Raw genomic sequence first — 16,825 nt, 5'->3', positions numbered from 1 at the left:
CCCGCCCCGCGGTCGTGATCCCGCGCTGACGCGCCGAGCCAGCTGACAGAACTCCGGGGGGACATGATCGGGTGTTGATGACGCAGACGATGCGCTGGTTCGGGCCAGGCGATCCGGTATCGCTCGCGGGAATTCGACAGGCTGGCGCGACCGAAGTCGTCACCGCCTTGCACGACGTGCCGAACGGAGCGGTCTGGACACTGGACGCGATTTGCGACCGGCGCGCGCTGATCGAGGCGGCGGGTCTCGGCTGGACCGTCGTGGAAAGCCTCCCCGTCCACGAAGACATCAAGATTCGTGGCCCGCGTTGGGACATGTTGATCGCTGACTATCGGAAAAGTCTCGTCAACCTGGCCGCAGGCGGTATCCGCGTCGTCACCTATAATTTCATGCCGTTGCTGGATTGGACCCGCACGGACCTGGCTTACGAACTGCCGGACGGCGCGCGCGCCTTGCGGTTCGAACCCGAAGCGGTCGCAGCCTACGACATCCACATCCTGCGCAGGCCGGGCGCGGACCGCGACTATGCGCCATCGATGGTCGCGGCGGCATCGGCGCGCTACGCAGCAATGTCCGCCGCGGATCGCACCCGGCTGGAACGGACGATCATCGCCGGCCTGCCGGGCAGCGAGGAAAGCTTCACCTCTCCGCAATTCCTGGACGCGATCGGCACCTATGCCGATGTCGATGCCGACCGGCTGCGCGCCAACCATATCGCCTTTCTGCAGGCGGTATGCCCGGTCGCCGACGAACTGGGGCTGCAATTGGTCGTGCATCCCGATGATCCTCCCTTCCCGATCTTCGGCCTGCCGCGGATCGTCAGCACGGAAGCCGATCTCGCCACCCTGTTCGCGCGCGTGCCGAACCCGTCGAACGGGCTGTGCTTCTGCACCGGCTCGCTCGGCGTGCGCGCGGACAATGATCTGCCCGGCATGGTCGAACGACTGGGCGACCGCATCGGCTTTCTGCATCTTCGCTCGGTCCAACGCGAACCCGACGGCGTGTTTCACGAGGCGGCACATCTGGAAGGCAGCGCGAACATGGCCGCCGTCATGGCCGCCGTCCACAGGCTGTCGACGGCATCCGGTCGCAGCATCCCGATGCGCCCCGATCACGGGCATCAGATGCTCGACGATCTCGGCCGCGATACCAATCCCGGCTACTCCCTGATCGGCCGGCTGCGCGGTCTGGCCGAACTGCGCGGTCTGGAACGCGGCATCGCCTATGCCGCGGCCCACGGATGAGGCTGTCGTCGCAGACCTGCATGGCGCTTCCGGCCGATGTCGCGCGGCCCGGCTATGTTCGCGCGGGACAGCGCAGCGGCATCGTGCATCTCGGGATCGGTGCCTTTCACCGCGCGCACCAGGCGGTCTATACCGATGCCGCGCTGGCGGCGGGCGACCGCGACTGGCTCATCACCGGGGTGTCGCTGCGATCCGCTCAGGTCCGTGACGCGCTGGTGCCGCAGGACGGGCTCTATACGCTTGCCGAACGCGCGAACGGCACCACGCGCCGCCGCCTGATTGGATCGATCGCGACCGTGCTGGTCGCACCCGAAACGCCGGACGCGGCGATTGCCGCCCTGGCCGATCCTGCGACGCACATCGTCACGCTGACCGTCACGGAAAAGGGGTATCACCGCCTGCCCGCGACTGGTGGTCTGGCCGATGCCGATCCCGCCATCGCCGCCGAACTGCGCGGCGGCGCCCCCACCACGACGCTCGGGCTGATCGCGGCGGGCCTCGCCCGCAGGCGCGCCGACGGGGCGGGCGGGCTCACGCTTCTCTCCTGCGACAATCTGTCGCGAAACGGGCGGCTGCTCCGCGGCCTCATGGCCGAATATCTCGATGCGCGTGATCCCGGGTTGCGCGCCTGGGCGGAGGACAAGGTCACGTATCCCGATACGATGGTCGACCGGATCGTTCCCGCCGTCGCGCCGGCCGATCTGGAGGGCGTTGCCGTCGCACTCGGGCTGCGCGACGCTGCCGCGATCACGACCGAACCCTTCCACCAATGGGTGATCGAGGATCGCTTTGCCGGCCCCCGCCCGCGTTGGGAGCTTGGCGGCGCGCAATTCGTGCAGGATGTCCAGCCATTCGAAACCGCCAAGCTCCGCCTGCTGAACGGCAGCCATTCGCTGCTTGCCTATGCCGGTCTGGCGCTCGGGCTCGAACATGTCGCCGACGCGGTCGCCCATTCCGCGCTCGGCCCCCTGGTGCAGCGGATGATGCGCACGGAATCCGGACCCAGCATCATGCCGGCACCGGGTCTCGACATCCCCGCTTACTGCACGGCGCTGCTCGACCGGTTCCGCAATGTCGACCTGCGCCACCGGCTGGAACAGATTGCGGCCGACGGGTCGCAGAAGATCGCGCAACGCTGGCTCACCACGATCATCGAACGCGCGGATGCCGGCCTGGACAGCCCGATCCACATGCTGGGGGTCGCGGCCTGGATCGTCCACATGCGCGGGCATCATGGCGATGGCCGCCCCCATGCCGTCTCGGATCCGCTGGCGGACCGGTGTCGCCTGCTGTGGGCGGATGGCAGCCACGACGTCGATCGCCTGACCCTGCGGTTCGTCACCGATACCGGCGTGTTCCCGGCTGGCTTCCGGGATCGCCCGCTTCTTTCCACCGCGCTTGCGGCCACCCTCCGCCGCTGGCTCGAAAAGGGACCGGCCGCGGCCATCGCCGAAATCTGAACGCTTGCGGCGGTTCGCGGCTTCGATCAGCATGCGCCCTGGGACGACACGAGATCCGGGGGAAGACATGATGGGACGGAGCCTCGCGCTACTGGCGCTTGGCGGCATGGCCGTGGCCATGCCGGCGCAGGCCGCGGAGACGGTGCCGACCTCCGCATCCTCCCCGTCGCCGACCGTGCATATGGTCGCCGAATTTGCGCAGCTGCCGCCCATCGAAAGCCCGCAGCTTTCCCCCAATGGCAGTCTGATCGCCGCCCGCATCGCCATCAACGGCACGCAATATTTCGCCATCCTGCCGGTGGACGGCAGCCCCCGGCGGCTGCTTGGGCTGGGGGATAATGATCTCAACTGGTGGCGGTGGGTGAATGACGACTGGCTCACCGTCGGTGTCGGCCAGACGCAGGTCGTCGGAGGCGACGACTGGTACGTCACCCGCGCGATGGGCGTGAAGGCGGACGGCAAGAAGGTCGTGCCTCTGGCCGCGAAAGATGCCGGCCAGAATGCGGATGACATGATCTGGTCCGCCCATGACGGCACCCCGAAAATCCTGCTCTCCTATCAGACGTCGATCTACACCAACGATCCCGGTTTCTGGCCGCATGTCGATGCGTTCGACGTCTCCACCGGCCGCCACCGTACCGTGATGGCTCCAAAGGTCGGGGTCCGGGACTGGTATGCCGATGGCGAAGGCACCGTCCGGATGGGGGTGGGGCACGGCGACGATGGCCGCTCCACGCGGGTGCTCTACCGCCCCGCCGCCGATCAGCCCTTCCGCATCATCGATCGCGCCAAGACCCGCGATGATCCGGTCGTCATGCCGTCGCTATTCCTTCCGGACCGGACGAAGGCGCTGATGATCGCCGATGACGCCGACGGGTTCAGCGTGCTGTACGAACTCGAACTGACCACCCTGAAACGCGGCAAACAGCTGGAAGCGAGCAAGGGCTATGATCTGGCAGGACTGCTGAGCAATCCGGCCGGTGATCGTCTGACGGGCGTCCGGATCAACGAGGAAGGTCCCGCGACGCGGTGGATCGACCCGGATCTCGCCGCGCTGGAGGCGGAGGCCGGCAGGATGGTGAAGGGCGCCCGCGTCAGCATCGTGTCGGTCAGCGACGATCACCAGACCGCGATCCTGCGTGCCGGCGGGCCGGATGCGCCGGGCCTGCTGCTGCTGTTCAATCGCAAGGCCGGGGCGCTTGATCATCTTGCCTATACCAACGACGCGTTCCGCAACCGCCGGCTGCATCCGGTGCGCACGTTGCGGTACAAGGCCCGCGACGGGCTGGAAATCGCCGCGATCCTTACGCTGCCAAAGGCACGAGGGACCAACCTTCCGCTGATCGTGCTACCGCATGGCGGTCCGTTCGCGCGCGATACCGAGGAATGGGATTGGTGGACGCAGTTTCTGGCTGATCGCGGCTATGCGGTCATCCAGCCCAATTATCGCGGCTCCTCCGGTTACGGAACGCCGTTCACCGCCAAGGGGGAAGGACAATGGGGCCTCGCCATGCAGGACGACCTGAACGACGCGGTCACCGCGCTGGCGGCGCAGGGGATCGCGGATCCGAAGCGGGTCTGCATGGTCGGCGCCTCCTATGGCGGTTATGCCGTGGAACGGGCGGCGCAGCGTGATGGATCGCTCTATCGCTGTGCCATCTCCTATGCCGGCGTGTCGGATCTGAACGCCATGCTGCGCTACAACGGCCGCTTCCTCGGCTCGGGCGCCAGCAAGGACTGGCTGCGCAAGCAGGCACCCGATCTGACCGGCGTCTCGCCCATCAACTTTCCCGCGCAATTCTCGATCCCGATGCTGATCGTCCACGGGGTCAAGGATCGGGTGGTGCCCGTCCGCCAATCCCGCAACCTGGTGCAAAGGCTGCGCAAGGCCGGCAAACCGGTCGACTATCTCGAACAGCCGCTGGCCGACCATCATTTCAGCCGCGCCGAAGATCGCAAGACCTTCCTGGAGGCGATGGAGGCCTTTCTGAAGCGCCATAATCCCGCCTGATCGACGCCGGCGTCAATCCGGCATCCGCAACAACGCCTGTCCCGCGCGGATGCGGCTGCCCTCCGCGATGCCGGGCGCGAGCGTGAACCCCGGCGGCGCGAAGATCAGGATGGTCGATCCATGCTCGAACCAGCCCATCTCTTCGCCTTTCACGACCGTCGCCGCGCAGGGCACGGTGCGCGGTCCGCCGGCGCGCAACAAACGCTCGGTATCCAGGAAATGCAGCCGGATACCCGCGACCAGGATCGCCGCCACCGGCACCAGCAGCAGGGGCCACTGCCCGTCCGTCAGCGTCAGCCGCAACACGGCACGCTCGTTCCGGCAGAATAGCCGCTCGACCCGGCGCAGCGCGATCGGGTTCACGTTCCAGGTGTCACCAGACAGGTACCGCACCCAATCGACCCGCGCATCGTGCGGCGCGTGGAACCGGTGGTACATGCCCGCCGTCAGCCGCAAGGTGACATAGCGGCCGTCGCGGAACGGCGCCGCCACGTCCGCGTCGCCAACCAGTTCGCCGATCCGATAGGGCGACCCCTTCACCTGCAACACGGTGTCGCCGTCGATCGGCCCGCACGCGCCGACGATCGCGTCGCTGGGGCTGGCGATGATGGCCGGATCAGGATCGGGCGGCCGGCTTCCGGGCCGAAGCGCGCGGGTGAAGCAGTGGTGCATGCTCCGGAACCGATCCTCCGCCGCGTCGCTCAGGTCGACGTCGGAGAAATAGCGCCACGTCGCGATGGTGGCGCGCGCCACCAGCGGTTGCTCGATCCGGCTCAGCCGTCCGACCAGCGTGGTCGCCATCCGCCGCGGCAGGCGGTTGGTGAGCAGGAAGTTCAGATCCTCCTGCGCGACGATGCGGCCCAGCGTTTCACGCAGTGTCATGAAGCTTTCTCCGGTGACCGGTACCGCACCGGATCATGAACATCACCTTTCTCGGCTACGGCCTCGGATCCGCAGCAGGGCTGGCGCTGGCGCTGGCCGCCGGCGTTCCCCGGCTCGCGCTGTCGCGGGCGAAACATCGCTCGATCGCCGGCCACGCCCGCTGGGGCCGCCGCCTCGCCGGGCAGATTCCCTTCTACGATTATGGCGAAGACCGTTTCTTCGCGTCGGACGATGCACCGGATGCCGTCGTCACCGCCCGGCGCACCGGCTTCGCGCGCCTGTCGGCGCAGTATCGCACCCGCTTCGCAAAGACGCTGGAGCAGACCAGCCGGCTGCGGGAGGGTCTGTCCGACCTGCAATTCACCAGCCGCTACCGCGTTCCCTTTCAATATGCGCGCGTCGTGCGCGACGCGCTGCCGGTCGGGGCGTTCCTGGATCGGGCGGACGGCGTCGTCGTCACTGATCTCGATGGCAATCGTTTCCAAGATCTGACCGGGTCCTACGGCGTCAACCTGTTCGGCTATGACTTTTACCGCGACTGCATCGCCGACGGGTCGGCGCGGGTCGCGGCGCTTGGCCCGGTGCTGGGTGCCTATCACCCGGTGGTACAGGACAATGTCGCGCGGCTGCGCGCCATATCCCGGCTGGACGAAGTATCGTTCCACATGTCCGGTACCGAAGCCGTGATGCAGGCCGTCCGCCTCGCCCGCTATCATAGCGGCCGGTCGCATCTGGTGCGCTTCTGCGGCGCCTATCATGGCTGGTGGGGCGATGTGCAGCCGGGCATCGGCAATCCCACGCCCGCCGACGGCACCTATACGCTGGCGGAGATGTCGGAACGCACGCTGCATGTCCTGGCGACGCGCACCAACATCGCCTGCGTGCTGGTCAACCCGTTGCAGGCGCTGCATCCCAACAGCGGCGCGCCTTCCGACTCGGCGCTGGTGGACAGCAGCCGCAAGGCCGGGTTCGATCGCGCCGGCTATGCCGACTGGTTGCGCCGGCTGCGCGCGGTCTGCACCGAACGCGGCATCGTGCTGATCTTCGACGAGGTATTCATGGGATTCCGGCTCGCGCGTGGCGGCGCGGCCGCGTATTTCGGCGTGCAGCCCGACATGATCACCTATGGCAAGACGCTGGGCGGCGGCCTGCCGGTCGGGGTCCTGTGCGGCCGGGCCGATCTGATGCGCCGGTTCCGGGACGACCGCCCCGTCGATATCTGCTTCGCACGCGGCACGTTCAACGCGCATCCCTATGTCATGGGTGCGATGGCGGCGTTTCTCGACCGGCTCGACAGCCCGGCGGTTGCGGCGCTCTATGAGGGGCTGGATGCACGCTGGGACGAACGGGCCGCCCTGCTGAACCGGCGGCTGCGCGATGCCGACGTGCCGGTCATGGTCGCCAACATGTCCTCGGTCTGGACGGTGCTCTACACCCGTCCCTCGCGCTACAACTGGATGCTGCAATATTATCTCCGCGCGGAAGGGCTGGCGCTCAGCTGGGTCGGGACGGGCCGTCTGATCTTCAGCCTCGACTATGACGATGCCGCCTTCGCCGACGTTGCCGATCGGTTCGTTGCCGCGGCGTGCGCGATGCAGGCGGACGGCTGGTGGTGGTCGCCACCCGGCCTGACGAACAAGGCGATCCGCCGCCGCATCCTGCGGGAAACGCTGGCCGCGCGCTTCGGCCGGGGTCGCTGATCTAGCGCGCGTGCGCGATCAGCGACTGGTCCATGCGTTCGCCCTTCAACAACCGCAGCGGCGCCTTGCGGTACAGCAGGAAATCGTTGAACGGATCGGTCAGGATCTTGGTGGCCCACACCAGCCCGGTCTGGACATCGTGCAGGAAGAACAGCTGCACCATCCGGACGCAGAGGCCCGCCACCGCCAGCCCCAGCCACACCAGCCCCAGATGCCGCAGGAACGTCACCGGCCCGTCATGCGGGACGAACAGCCCGAACAGCGTCGGATCGATCAGCAGCGGGATCGGCGTCGCCGCCCAGATGCCGACCAGCACCCATTTGCGGAACAGGTTGTAACCCAGCTTGATCGCTTCCTTATGTGCATGGCTGGCCTGGTTGGCATGGTCATAGCCGCGCGGTTCGAAGAAGAAATGGCCCGATTGCCGCGTCGTCATCGCCACCAGCCAGCCGAGCAGGCTGGCGATCGCCGGATCGATGAACAGGATCACATAGGCCGACAGGAACGTCGTCGCGCTGACGAAATGCAGCGCCTGATTGGCCAGGCTATGATGATAATAACGATGATCGTCCCAGCGCTGTTCACGCAGGGTCGTGCGAAATCCGGTCATTGCTCGTCTCTCCCGTTCGTCACGCCGCGACCTGTGCGCCGGCATCCTCGCCGACCCGGCGGAAACAGATCAGCGCGAAATGGCCGAGCGGGGGCAAGGGCCGTCGCTCGACCAGTTCGACGCCGGCCGCCCCCGCCGCCCACCGCGCATAGCGATTCCACGCGAACTCGGTGCGCCAGCCAAGCCGACTGGTGATCGGCATCAGCGCCTTCTCGATCCCCCCACGCAAACCGCCTTCCGCGCCGATCCGCGTCGTGATGACGATCAGGCCGCCCGGCCGCACGACGCGCAGGAACTCGTCCAGCGCGCGTTCCGGGTGCGGCACGGCGGTCACCACATATTGGGCGACGACGACGTCGAACGCGCCATCGGGGAAGTCCAGCGCCTCGGCATCCATCACCCGGATCGCCTCGACGTTGTGCAGGCCAAGCCCGTTCACCCGGTGACGGGCCCGCTCCAGCATCTCCTCGGAAATGTCGATCCCGACCAGCCGGCTTTCGGGGGCATAATCCGGCAGCGATATGCCCGTCCCCACCCCGACCTCCAGGATGCGGCCGCCCAGCTTTTCCGCCTCGACGATCGCGGCGCGGCGCCCGCGCCGGAACACCGGGCCGAAGATGATGTCATAGATCGGCGCCCAGCGGTCATAGGCGCGGGCGACGATCCGGCGATCAAGATCCTGATCCATAATCCTCCACATGGGCGGGACAGGGCCGTTGATGACGTCCATGTACCGAACAACCGTGGCGGCAAAGCGTGACATTTATATTGCCGGTCGATAACGCTATTAAGCATGATCGATGACATGCCTGTCACCCATGTGAAGCACGACTGCCTTTCTTGATCTATATTGCGGTGCTCAGGGTCATAGCGGCCAAGTGGTCGCTTCCAAACATGGGGACTGGGGCATGTCTTCCGATGTCGATCTTGCGGCGCGCCTGCACACCGAAATCACCATGGGTGGCCGCAAGGATGGCCGCCGTTCGCTTCCGGACTGGTTGTCCGGCGGCGATGGTCCGACGGCGCCCGAACCCCGACTCCGATATCGCACCATCTTCGTATCCGATTTCCATCTCGGCACGCCGGGCTGCAATGCCGGCCTGCTGCTCGATTTCCTGCACACCACCGAATGCGACACGCTGTATCTGGTCGGCGACATCGTCGACGGGTGGCAGATCAAGAAAGGGTGGTACTGGCCGCAGGCGCATAATGACGTCGTGCGCTGCATCCTGAAAAAGGCCGCGCGCGGCACGCGCGTCGTCTATATCCCCGGCAATCATGACGAGGCGTTCCGCGATTATGTCGGCCTGGACTTCGGCGGTGTCGAACTGCTGATGGAGGACATCCACGTCACCGCGGACGGCCGCCGCCTGCTGATCGTCCATGGCGATGCGTTCGATGCGGTCGTGCTCTATGCACGCTGGCTCGCCTTCCTCGGCGACTCCGCCTACACGATCCTGCTGAAGGCGAACGGCATCTACAACGCGATCCGCCGGCGGCTGGAACTGCCCTATTGGTCCTTGTCCACCTACGCCAAGCGCCGCGTGAAGAATGCGGTCCAGTTCATCTCGCGGTTCGAGGAAACCGTTGCCCATGCCGCCGCCGATCGCACGGTCGACGGCGTGGTCTGTGGTCACATCCACACCGCCGAAATCCGTACGTTCGGTGATATCACCTATTATAATGACGGCGATTGGGTCGAAAGCTGTACCGCACTGGTGGAGCATGCCGACGGCCGCATGGAAATCCTCGACTGGCACGAGCATGCCCGCGCCGCGCTGTCGGCCAAGCGGGCGGAGGCCACGCGCGCGGAGATCGCGGCATGAGGATCGCGCTGGTCAGCGACGCCTGGACCCCGCAAGTCAACGGCGTCGTCCGCACGCTGCAGACCACCGCGGCCGAACTCCGCGATCGCGGGCACGCGCTGACGCTGCTCACTCCTGATCAGTTCCGGACCGTCCCGTGCCCCAGCTATCCCGAAATCCGGCTGGCGCTCGGCTGCGGACGCGGCGTGGCGCGGCGCCTGTCCGCCGCCGATCCCGATGCCGTCCATATCGCCACCGAAGGCCCGCTGGGCTGGGCCGCACGCCGCTGGTGCCGGGATCGCGCCGTCCTGTTCACCACCTCGTTCCACACCCGCTTTCCGGATTATGTCGCGATCCGGACCGGCATGCCCGCCGATTGGTTCTGGCCGGTGCTACGCCGCTTCCACGCCCCCGCCGCCCGCATCTTCGCGGCGACCGAAAGGCTGGAACGGGAACTGCAGGGTCGCGGGCTGCACCAGACCCACCGCTGGTCGCGCGGCGTCGACCTCACCCTCTTCCAACCCGACGGGGCGCAACTCTCCGGGTTGGACGCGCTGCCCCGCCCGCTGATGCTGTGCGTCGGGCGCGTCGCCGCGGAAAAGAACATTGCCCCCTTCCTCGCGGTCGATCGCCCGGGCACGAAGCTGATCGTCGGCGACGGTCCTGCCCTGCCGGACCTGCGCGCCGCCCATCCGGACGCCCTGTTCCTGGGTGCCCTGCACGGGGCGGCGCTGGCCGCCGCCTACCGCGCCGCCGATGTACTGGTCTTTCCCAGCCGCACCGACACCTTTGGCCTGGTGATGATCGAGGCACTGGCGAGCGGCGTTCCCGTTGCCGCCTTCCCGGTGCCCGGCCCGCTCGACATCATCGGCCGCGATGGCCGGGGCATCATGGGCGGCGATCGATCGGTCGGTGCGCTGGACGACGATCTCGATGCGGCGATCACCCGCGCCTTGTCGGTCGATCGCGACACCTGCGCCGCCTATGCGCAGGCCTTTTCCTGGGCCTCCTCCACCGACCAATTCGTGGCCGGTCTCTCGCCGCGACCGATCATGGCGGCCTCGCCCCCGCGCAGCACGGCCGCGGCGGAGGCCGTGCTGCGCTGACGGTCTTGGTTCAGCGGGCGGACACGCTGTCGGCGTGAAATTCGGAAAAAGCCGCCCGCACGTCGGCCACCCGCGCATCATCCTGCAGGTCGACCGACACCGCGACACGGCCGTTGAGCGCTGCGTCGCCCCGATCTTCCGGGCTCGGCGCGCCGGCTTCGGTGTCGGATCCGGCCAGGGCCTCGCCCGCGCTATTGTCCGCATCGTCGGCGGTGATGAAGATGTCGCTGCGATCGATGCCCTGTTCCTGCACCAGACGCTCGACCGTCATCTCCGCTTCACGCCGCGTGTTGAAACGCGCTGTCAGGCTGGTCGCCATGTCATTCTCCTTGATCGGACCGATCCCACAGCGCCGATCGCAGGCGGAAGTTCCGGCCGGTCATTGGCGGGCGACCAGGATGCCGCCGGATTCCGCGTCACCGCCGATCGGATTATGCACCCGGTCCAGATAGAAACCGGCCAGCACCTGATGCGCTCTCAGCGCGGCCGGATGGGTCGCACGACGTGCCAGATCCAGCTCGGCCTCGGCGCGTTCCCGAAAATAACGACGGTCGTGATCGATCATCATGGCGTCCCTTCATGCCGCGCGCCAGATTGCGGGCTGCACGCGGGCTTCCGCCACCTTCGTCTGCATATGGCTCGAATCGAACCCCGCCATGTCCGCAGCCTGTGGCCAATCGGTGATGACGATCATGCGGCGATCGCGCCGGATCACGCCATCTTTCCCCAACGACTGCAGCACCCGGTTGACGTGGATCGGCGTCAGGCCGGTGATGTCGCCAATCTGTTCCTGCGTCAGCGGCACCTGATACCGGTCGCGGCCCGAAATCCCTGCCGCTTCGAGACGCACGCCCAATTCGCAAAGCAGATGCAGGATGCGCTCGCGCGCGTTCCGCCGCCCGAGATTGACGAGCCACTCCCGGTAATGCGACGCCACCGCCAACGTCTCTGCCCAGATCGCGCGCGCGAGGCTGGCGCTGGCGTCGAACAGCCGGTCGAACGCCGCCACCCCGATCACCGCGACCTGGCTTTCGCCGATGCTCTCGACCCCGCACTTCAACGCGGTCTTCTCGTCTTCCAGGCAGAGGATATCACCTTGCACATGCAGCGACGTGATCTGTCTCGATCCATCGCTCAGGATGCGGTGCTGGTGGATCAGCCCGGACAGGACGAGATAGAACTCACCCCTGCGTTCCCCCTGCCGCACGACCTGCCGCGCATGCGCGATCGTGCGGATCTGGTAGGGCAGTGCCAGTACCGCCTCCCGATCCTGCGGCGCCAGGGGCCGACGCTGCTCTAGCCGGTTGACCAGAAGGGCAAGGTCCTGCGTCATGCTGGATACTCCTGCAATAAAAACACAACCACTATGGCTGCTTAACCCCCCGTTAATCCATATGTTCTCCATCGCACATGAAAAGTTGAAGTTGGGTGCAGCAGGCGACACTCGCCCGGCGTGTTACTAACATATATTATCGTCGCCATATTGATTGGCACGAAAGTCCGACCGGACTATTATTGTCAGCATTAGCGATCTGACGCGCACCGGCATCACCGGTTGCGGCGACCACAAGATCGGGAGGGTTCCAATGCCGCTGCCTAGTCAATCCTATACATCCAATCGCCTGCTGAATGCACTGACTTCCGAGGATTTCGCACTTCTCCAGCCCGACCTGCAGCGCGTTCCCCTCACCTTGCGACAGGTGCTGATCGAAGCCGATACGCCGATCGAACATGTCTATTTCCTCGAAGGCGGCGTCGGTTCGATGATCGCGGTCGAGGAGGATGGGGACGAGATCGAGGTCGGCATCTTCGGCGATGAAGGATTGTGCGGCATTCCCGTCATCCTGCGCGCCGGTCAGACCCCGGCACGCGCCCTCATGCAGATCGGCGGTGGAACCGCGTTGCGGATCGAGGCCGCGGCGCTTGACATCGCCTGTCGGCAAAGCTCGGATCTGCAGGCGGTGCTGCTGCGGTTCGTCCAGACCGCGATCATCCAGGCGGCGCAGACGGCCGCGTCCAACGCGCATTATGCCTTGGCCGAACGGCTCGCCCGCTGGTTGTTGATGTGCCACGATCGGATCCGCGGGGACGAACTGGAACTCACCCATGAATTCATGGCGATCATGCTGGCGGTCCGGCGGTCCTCCGTCACCGTGACGCTGCACCAGCTGGAGGGCACCCGCGCGATCCAGGCTAGGCGCGGACTGGTGACGGTCCTCGACCGCGCCCGCCTCGAAGAGATTGCGGGCAGTTCCTACGGAGCGCCCGAAGCGGAATACCGACGGTTGATCGGTCCCTTCGGACGATCGCCGACCCTGCCATCCTGAGCCAGCGGGACCTCTGATAATTCAGGCCTTTGGTCGTCCGGTCCGACGCCGGGTCCGGTGGCCTCCGGCTGCCCGTCGCAGCCCGACACCCGGCGCTGGTCGGCTTCTTGGTCCGATTATGATCTCCGGCGACGTTGCACGCTACCGGCTCGGGCCGTACCGATGCAGCTTGATCTCAGCGGAGAGGAAGAAGCGTGGAGCCTGGATTCCAGCGTGTCGTCACCACTCATGACGCGAAAGGCAATTCGGTGGTGCGGAGCATCGACATGCTCGAACCACAGACGATCGCAAGCGGCGACGCCGCGTTCCGGTTTGTCTGGGCCACGCCGACCGTTCCCGCCGACATGAACGGCGATCATGACGGGCGGGACGAGGCGGGCCTGACCCTCTCCGGCGGATCCGTGTTCCGCATGGTGGATCTGCTGCCGGGCCGGACATCGCCGATGCACCGCAGTTTCTCGATCGACTACGGCATCGTCCTGTCTGGCGCGCTCGAACTCGTGCTCGACGGTGGCGACCGAATCGCGCTGAAGGCCGGCGACGTGGTCGTGCAACGCGGAACCAACCACCTGTGGCATAATCCTTCGCCGGATACGCCCTGCCGGATCGCGTTCGTCCTGATCGAGGCCGCCCCCATCGTCTGCGATGGTCGCGTGATGGAGGAGGTGCACCCATGAACGACCGCATTCTGAACGACGCAGCGCGGCCCGGCGAAGTGATCGACCCCTTTCGCCTGGACGGCAGAACCGCGTTGATCACCGGGGCGACCGGCGGCATTGGTGAGGCCGCCGCCCGACTGTTCGCGCGGGCGGGCGCCAGCCTCGTGCTCACAAGCAACGAGGGCGATCGCTGCGCTGCGCTGGCGGAGGAACTGCACGGCCGTGCGCTGCCCGCCGACCTCGCCGATCAGGCGGCGGTTCACGCCATGGCGGGCGCGGCGGGGCCGATCGACATTCTCGTCTGCAACGGCGGGATCGAGGGGCATGTCGGGCCGCTCGGAACCGCCAGTGCCGCTGCGATCGAGCGGTTGTTTGCCGTCAACCTCTACAGCGCGCTCACGCTGACGGGCGCGCTGGCACCCGCCATGGCGGCGCGGGGCGGCGGCAGCATCGTACTGGTCGCCAGCATCGCGGGCTTGCGCGGCAACAAGGCCATCGGCCTGTACGGCATCGCCAAGGCCGGCTTGGCGCAGCTTGCACGCAACCTGGCCGTCGAATGGGGACCGCAGGGCGTACGGGTCAACACGATTTCACCAGGGTTGATCGCCACGCCGTTCGCACGCCCGATCCTGGAGGATCCCCATTATCTGCCGCGGCGGATCGGGTTGACTCCGCTGCGGCGGGCCGGCGAAGCGGGCGAAATCGCGGCCTCCATCCTGTACCTGGCCAGCGACGCCGCGGGGTTCGTCACCGGGCATAATCTGGTTGCCGATGGCGGCACCACCATCTCCGATGGCAACTGAGTCCGGCACCGCACGTCGCGCTGCGCGAACATTGCGAAGGTCGTCCATCGGAATGCGACATGCGGTTCAAGGGTCTTGATCTCAACCTGCTGAGCGTCTTCGACACGCTGATGCGGACGCGCAGTGTGTCGCGGACCGCGGAGGCGATGAATCTCAGCCAGCCGGCCATCAGTTCCGCGTTGAAACGATTGCGCGACTATTTCGAGGACGAGATCCTGGTGGCGTATGGCAAGCGGATGCTGCCCACCGCGCACGCCGAAAGCCTGCTGCCGCAGGTCCGCGACAGCCTGCGTGCGGTCGAAAGCCTGATTGCGACGTCGACCCGCTTCGATCCGCAGTCGTCGCACCGGACCTTTCGCCTGTCATGCTCGGACTATATCGCGACGGCGCTGTTCGTTCCGCTTGCGCAGTCGCTCGCGACACTTGCGCCGCATGTCCGCATCGAACTGCTGCTCAATGACGAAACCAGCCATGGCCAGCTGGAACAGGGCATGATCGATCTGTTGGTGACGCCCGACGGCTATATCGCGCGGGATCTGCCGGCCGACCATCTTCTGGATGAACAGCATGTGGTGGTGGGGTGGCGCGACAACCCGCTGTTCGCCACCGAACTGGATGAGGACGCGTTCCTCGGCGCCAGTCACATCCAGGTGGCGATCGGTGCGCAACGCACGCTCGTATTCGGCGACCGCGAGATGAACAGGCTCGGCAAACGCCGGCAGATCGATATGATCGTATCCTCTTTCACCATCGTGCCATGGCTGCTGGTCGGCACGCCCCGGATCTCGCTGATGCACGAGCGGCTCGCGCGGATGATGGCACAACATCATCCGCTCGCGATCGCGCCGATCCCGTTCGACTTCCCGGTCATGCGCGAAGTGATCCAGTGCCATCCGGCGCGCGCCCAGGATCCCGGTCTGATCTGGCTACGCGAACAGATCTGCAAGCACGCGTCGCCGATCGCGTCCATCTATCCTTCATCCCAGACCAGCGGATAGTCGCGCCGCTTCACGCTTCACGCTTCACGCTTCACGATGCGGCGCCGCCGTCACACCCGACCTCCCATTACATTTCTGGATCGATAACGATCAAAACAAACGTCTTCCCTGATGATCACGGTCGCTCCACCCTTTGCCCAGAAGCCGGTCACATCGGCGCAAGGAGAGGATGTTCGAGATGGGACGTACCACGATGATCGCGTCAATTGGGCTGACCGCGCTGGCAACGGCGACGGCATCCCATGCACAAACCGCCAGTCCCGTTCCCCCGACCGTCACCGGCAATGCCGCTCAGCCGGCACCGCAGGATGAAACGGGGTTGAGCGACATCATCATCACGGCGCAACGCCGCTCGGAAAGCCTGCAACGGGCGGCGGTTGCGGTGGATGTCGTCTCGGCCAGCGACCTTGCGGCCACCGGCGTGGTGACGGCGGCCACGCTGAACGCGGCAGTGCCGTCGCTGACGGTGCAGCAGGGCGGCGGCGCCAACGCCACCTTCTTCGTGCGCGGCGTCGGCAATTTCACCAACAACGGCTATTCGGATCCGGCGGTCGCGTTCAATCTCGACGGCGTCTATCTCGGCCGCCCGACCTCCACCACCGGTACCTTCTTCGATCTCGACCGGATCGAGGTGCTGAAAGGACCGCAGGGCACCCTGTACGGGCGCAACGCGACCGGCGGCGCCATCAACGTCATCCCGGCGCGCCCGAAACTTGGCGTCACCTCTACCGCCGTGCAGCTCGGATATGGCAATTATGATGCGCGCGACATCGAAGCCGCGACGAACGTCCCGATCGGCAGCCGTGCTGCATTGCGCGTCGCCGGCAAGATCGTCGACCGCGACGGTTACAATGACGATGGCACCTCCGACGAGAAGGGGCAGGCGGTGCGCGCGCAACTGCTTGTCGAACCGACCGACACTCTGTCGGTACGGATCTCCGCCGACTATTCGCACCAGGGCGGCTTCGGCCCGGGTTCAAGCTATATCGGTATCGAACAATTTTCGCCGGGGACTCCTGCGACTGCAACGTCCCCTGCCAATTACACGTTCCAGCCGTCCAATCTCGGTCCCTATACCGGTCTTCTTTCGCCCGCCGCGCGCGCCTTTTTCGCGCAGCAGGTCATCCCCGGCAGCTTCATCAACCCGGCACCACTGCGCACGCCGTTTCTCGACAATCACTATTGGGGGCTGGCCGGCGATATCTCGCTCGACACCGGGA

Annotated in this window: 17 protein-coding genes; 11 read left to right on the top strand and 6 right to left on the bottom strand. The window is 66.3% G+C overall.

All coding sequences use genetic code 11. The features are described 5' to 3' along the window. Window positions 1-77: 77 nt before the first annotated feature. The 3 genes from uxuA (at window position 78) to VF649_RS05190 (ending at window position 4,715) form a co-directional block, all read left to right on the top strand. Window positions 78-1,244, top strand: coding sequence for a mannonate dehydratase (uxuA, locus tag VF649_RS05200; protein WP_331010898.1), 1,167 nt, complete (start codon window positions 78-80; stop codon window positions 1,242-1,244). After that, on the top strand, window positions 1,241-2,704 hold the full coding sequence (locus VF649_RS05195; RefSeq protein ID WP_331010897.1) for a mannitol dehydrogenase family protein: 1,464 nt from the start codon (window positions 1,241-1,243) through the stop codon (window positions 2,702-2,704). The genes uxuA and VF649_RS05195 overlap by 4 nt, the downstream gene beginning before the upstream one ends. Before the next feature lie 70 nt (window positions 2,705-2,774). Continuing rightward, window positions 2,775-4,715 carry an alpha/beta hydrolase family protein gene (locus VF649_RS05190; RefSeq protein WP_331010896.1) on the top strand — a complete coding sequence of 647 codons (1,941 nt, stop codon included), beginning with the start codon at window positions 2,775-2,777 and terminating at the stop codon, window positions 4,713-4,715. Between the two features lie 12 nt (window positions 4,716-4,727). On the opposite strand, the gene asd is transcribed toward VF649_RS05190, so the two are convergent. Continuing rightward, a complete protein-coding gene (gene asd / locus VF649_RS05185) occupies window positions 4,728-5,597 on the bottom strand; it encodes an archaetidylserine decarboxylase (RefSeq protein WP_331010895.1) in 870 nt (289 codons plus the stop codon). A 35-nt stretch (window positions 5,598-5,632) separates the two neighbouring features. On the opposite strand from asd, the gene VF649_RS05180 reads away from it, so the two are divergent. After that, window positions 5,633-7,297, top strand: coding sequence for an aminotransferase class III-fold pyridoxal phosphate-dependent enzyme (locus tag VF649_RS05180; protein ID WP_331010894.1), 1,665 nt, complete (start codon window positions 5,633-5,635; stop codon window positions 7,295-7,297). A 1-nt stretch (window position 7,298) separates the two neighbouring features. Here VF649_RS05180 and VF649_RS05175 read toward each other — a convergent pair whose 3' ends face one another. Beyond that, entirely contained in the window at window positions 7,299-7,907 is a 609-nt protein-coding gene (locus VF649_RS05175) for a hypothetical protein (RefSeq protein WP_331010893.1), read from the bottom strand. A 19-nt stretch (window positions 7,908-7,926) separates the two neighbouring features. Then, the gene (locus VF649_RS05170; RefSeq protein ID WP_331010892.1) at window positions 7,927-8,595 is read right to left on the bottom strand and encodes a class I SAM-dependent methyltransferase; all 669 of its coding nucleotides are present in this window, start codon (window positions 8,593-8,595) and stop codon (window positions 7,927-7,929) included. Window positions 8,596-8,863: 268 nt separating this feature from the next. Here VF649_RS05170 and VF649_RS05165 point away from each other — a divergent pair, with 268 nt between their 5' ends. Together VF649_RS05165 and VF649_RS05160 are read left to right on the top strand one after the other, a co-directional pair. After that, window positions 8,864-9,733, top strand: coding sequence for a UDP-2,3-diacylglucosamine diphosphatase (locus VF649_RS05165; RefSeq protein ID WP_414713643.1), 870 nt, complete (start codon window positions 8,864-8,866; stop codon window positions 9,731-9,733). Continuing rightward, window positions 9,730-10,818 (top strand): glycosyltransferase family 1 protein, encoded by a 1,089-nt coding sequence (locus tag VF649_RS05160; protein WP_331010890.1) that lies wholly within the window; start codon window positions 9,730-9,732, stop codon window positions 10,816-10,818. The genes VF649_RS05165 and VF649_RS05160 overlap by 4 nt, the downstream gene beginning before the upstream one ends. A gap of 10 nt (window positions 10,819-10,828) precedes the next feature. On the opposite strand, the gene VF649_RS05155 is transcribed toward VF649_RS05160, so the two are convergent. From VF649_RS05155 to VF649_RS05145, 3 genes are read right to left on the bottom strand one after another with little or no spacing between them, the layout of a single operon-like run. After that, window positions 10,829-11,137: a hypothetical protein gene (locus tag VF649_RS05155; protein ID WP_331010889.1), complete on the bottom strand. Its 309-nt coding sequence runs from the start codon at window positions 11,135-11,137 to the stop codon at window positions 10,829-10,831. Between the two features lie 60 nt (window positions 11,138-11,197). After that, entirely contained in the window at window positions 11,198-11,383 is a 186-nt protein-coding gene (locus tag VF649_RS05150; protein ID WP_331010888.1) for a hypothetical protein, read from the bottom strand. 12 nt (window positions 11,384-11,395) lie between these two features. Continuing rightward, window positions 11,396-12,151, bottom strand: a complete 756-nt coding sequence (locus VF649_RS05145; RefSeq protein WP_331010887.1) for a Crp/Fnr family transcriptional regulator — start codon at window positions 12,149-12,151, stop codon at window positions 11,396-11,398. Window positions 12,152-12,404: 253 nt separating this feature from the next. Here VF649_RS05145 and VF649_RS05140 point away from each other — a divergent pair, with 253 nt between their 5' ends. The 5 genes from VF649_RS05140 to VF649_RS05120 form a co-directional block, all read left to right on the top strand. After that, window positions 12,405-13,145 carry a Crp/Fnr family transcriptional regulator gene (locus VF649_RS05140; RefSeq protein WP_331010886.1) on the top strand — a complete coding sequence of 247 codons (741 nt, stop codon included), beginning with the start codon at window positions 12,405-12,407 and terminating at the stop codon, window positions 13,143-13,145. A gap of 194 nt (window positions 13,146-13,339) precedes the next feature. Further along, window positions 13,340-13,822 (top strand): cupin domain-containing protein, encoded by a 483-nt coding sequence (locus VF649_RS05135; protein ID WP_331010885.1) that lies wholly within the window; start codon window positions 13,340-13,342, stop codon window positions 13,820-13,822. Then, window positions 13,819-14,607, top strand: a complete 789-nt coding sequence (locus VF649_RS05130; RefSeq protein ID WP_331010884.1) for an SDR family oxidoreductase — start codon at window positions 13,819-13,821, stop codon at window positions 14,605-14,607. Before VF649_RS05135 ends, VF649_RS05130 begins: the two co-directional genes overlap by 4 nt. Window positions 14,608-14,666: 59 nt before the next feature. Next, on the top strand, window positions 14,667-15,605 hold the full coding sequence (locus tag VF649_RS05125; RefSeq protein WP_331010883.1) for a LysR family transcriptional regulator: 939 nt from the start codon (window positions 14,667-14,669) through the stop codon (window positions 15,603-15,605). Between the two features lie 178 nt (window positions 15,606-15,783). Beyond that, window positions 15,784-16,825, top strand: a 1,042-nt coding sequence (locus VF649_RS05120) for a TonB-dependent receptor plug domain-containing protein (protein WP_331010882.1), incomplete at its 3' end; no start/stop codon positions are given.

It is taken from the genome of Sphingomonas sp. (genome assembly GCF_036387535.1).
GTDB lineage: Bacteria > Pseudomonadota > Alphaproteobacteria > Sphingomonadales > Sphingomonadaceae > Sphingomonas_R.
This window is presented reverse-complemented; position numbering and strand designations above follow the sequence as displayed.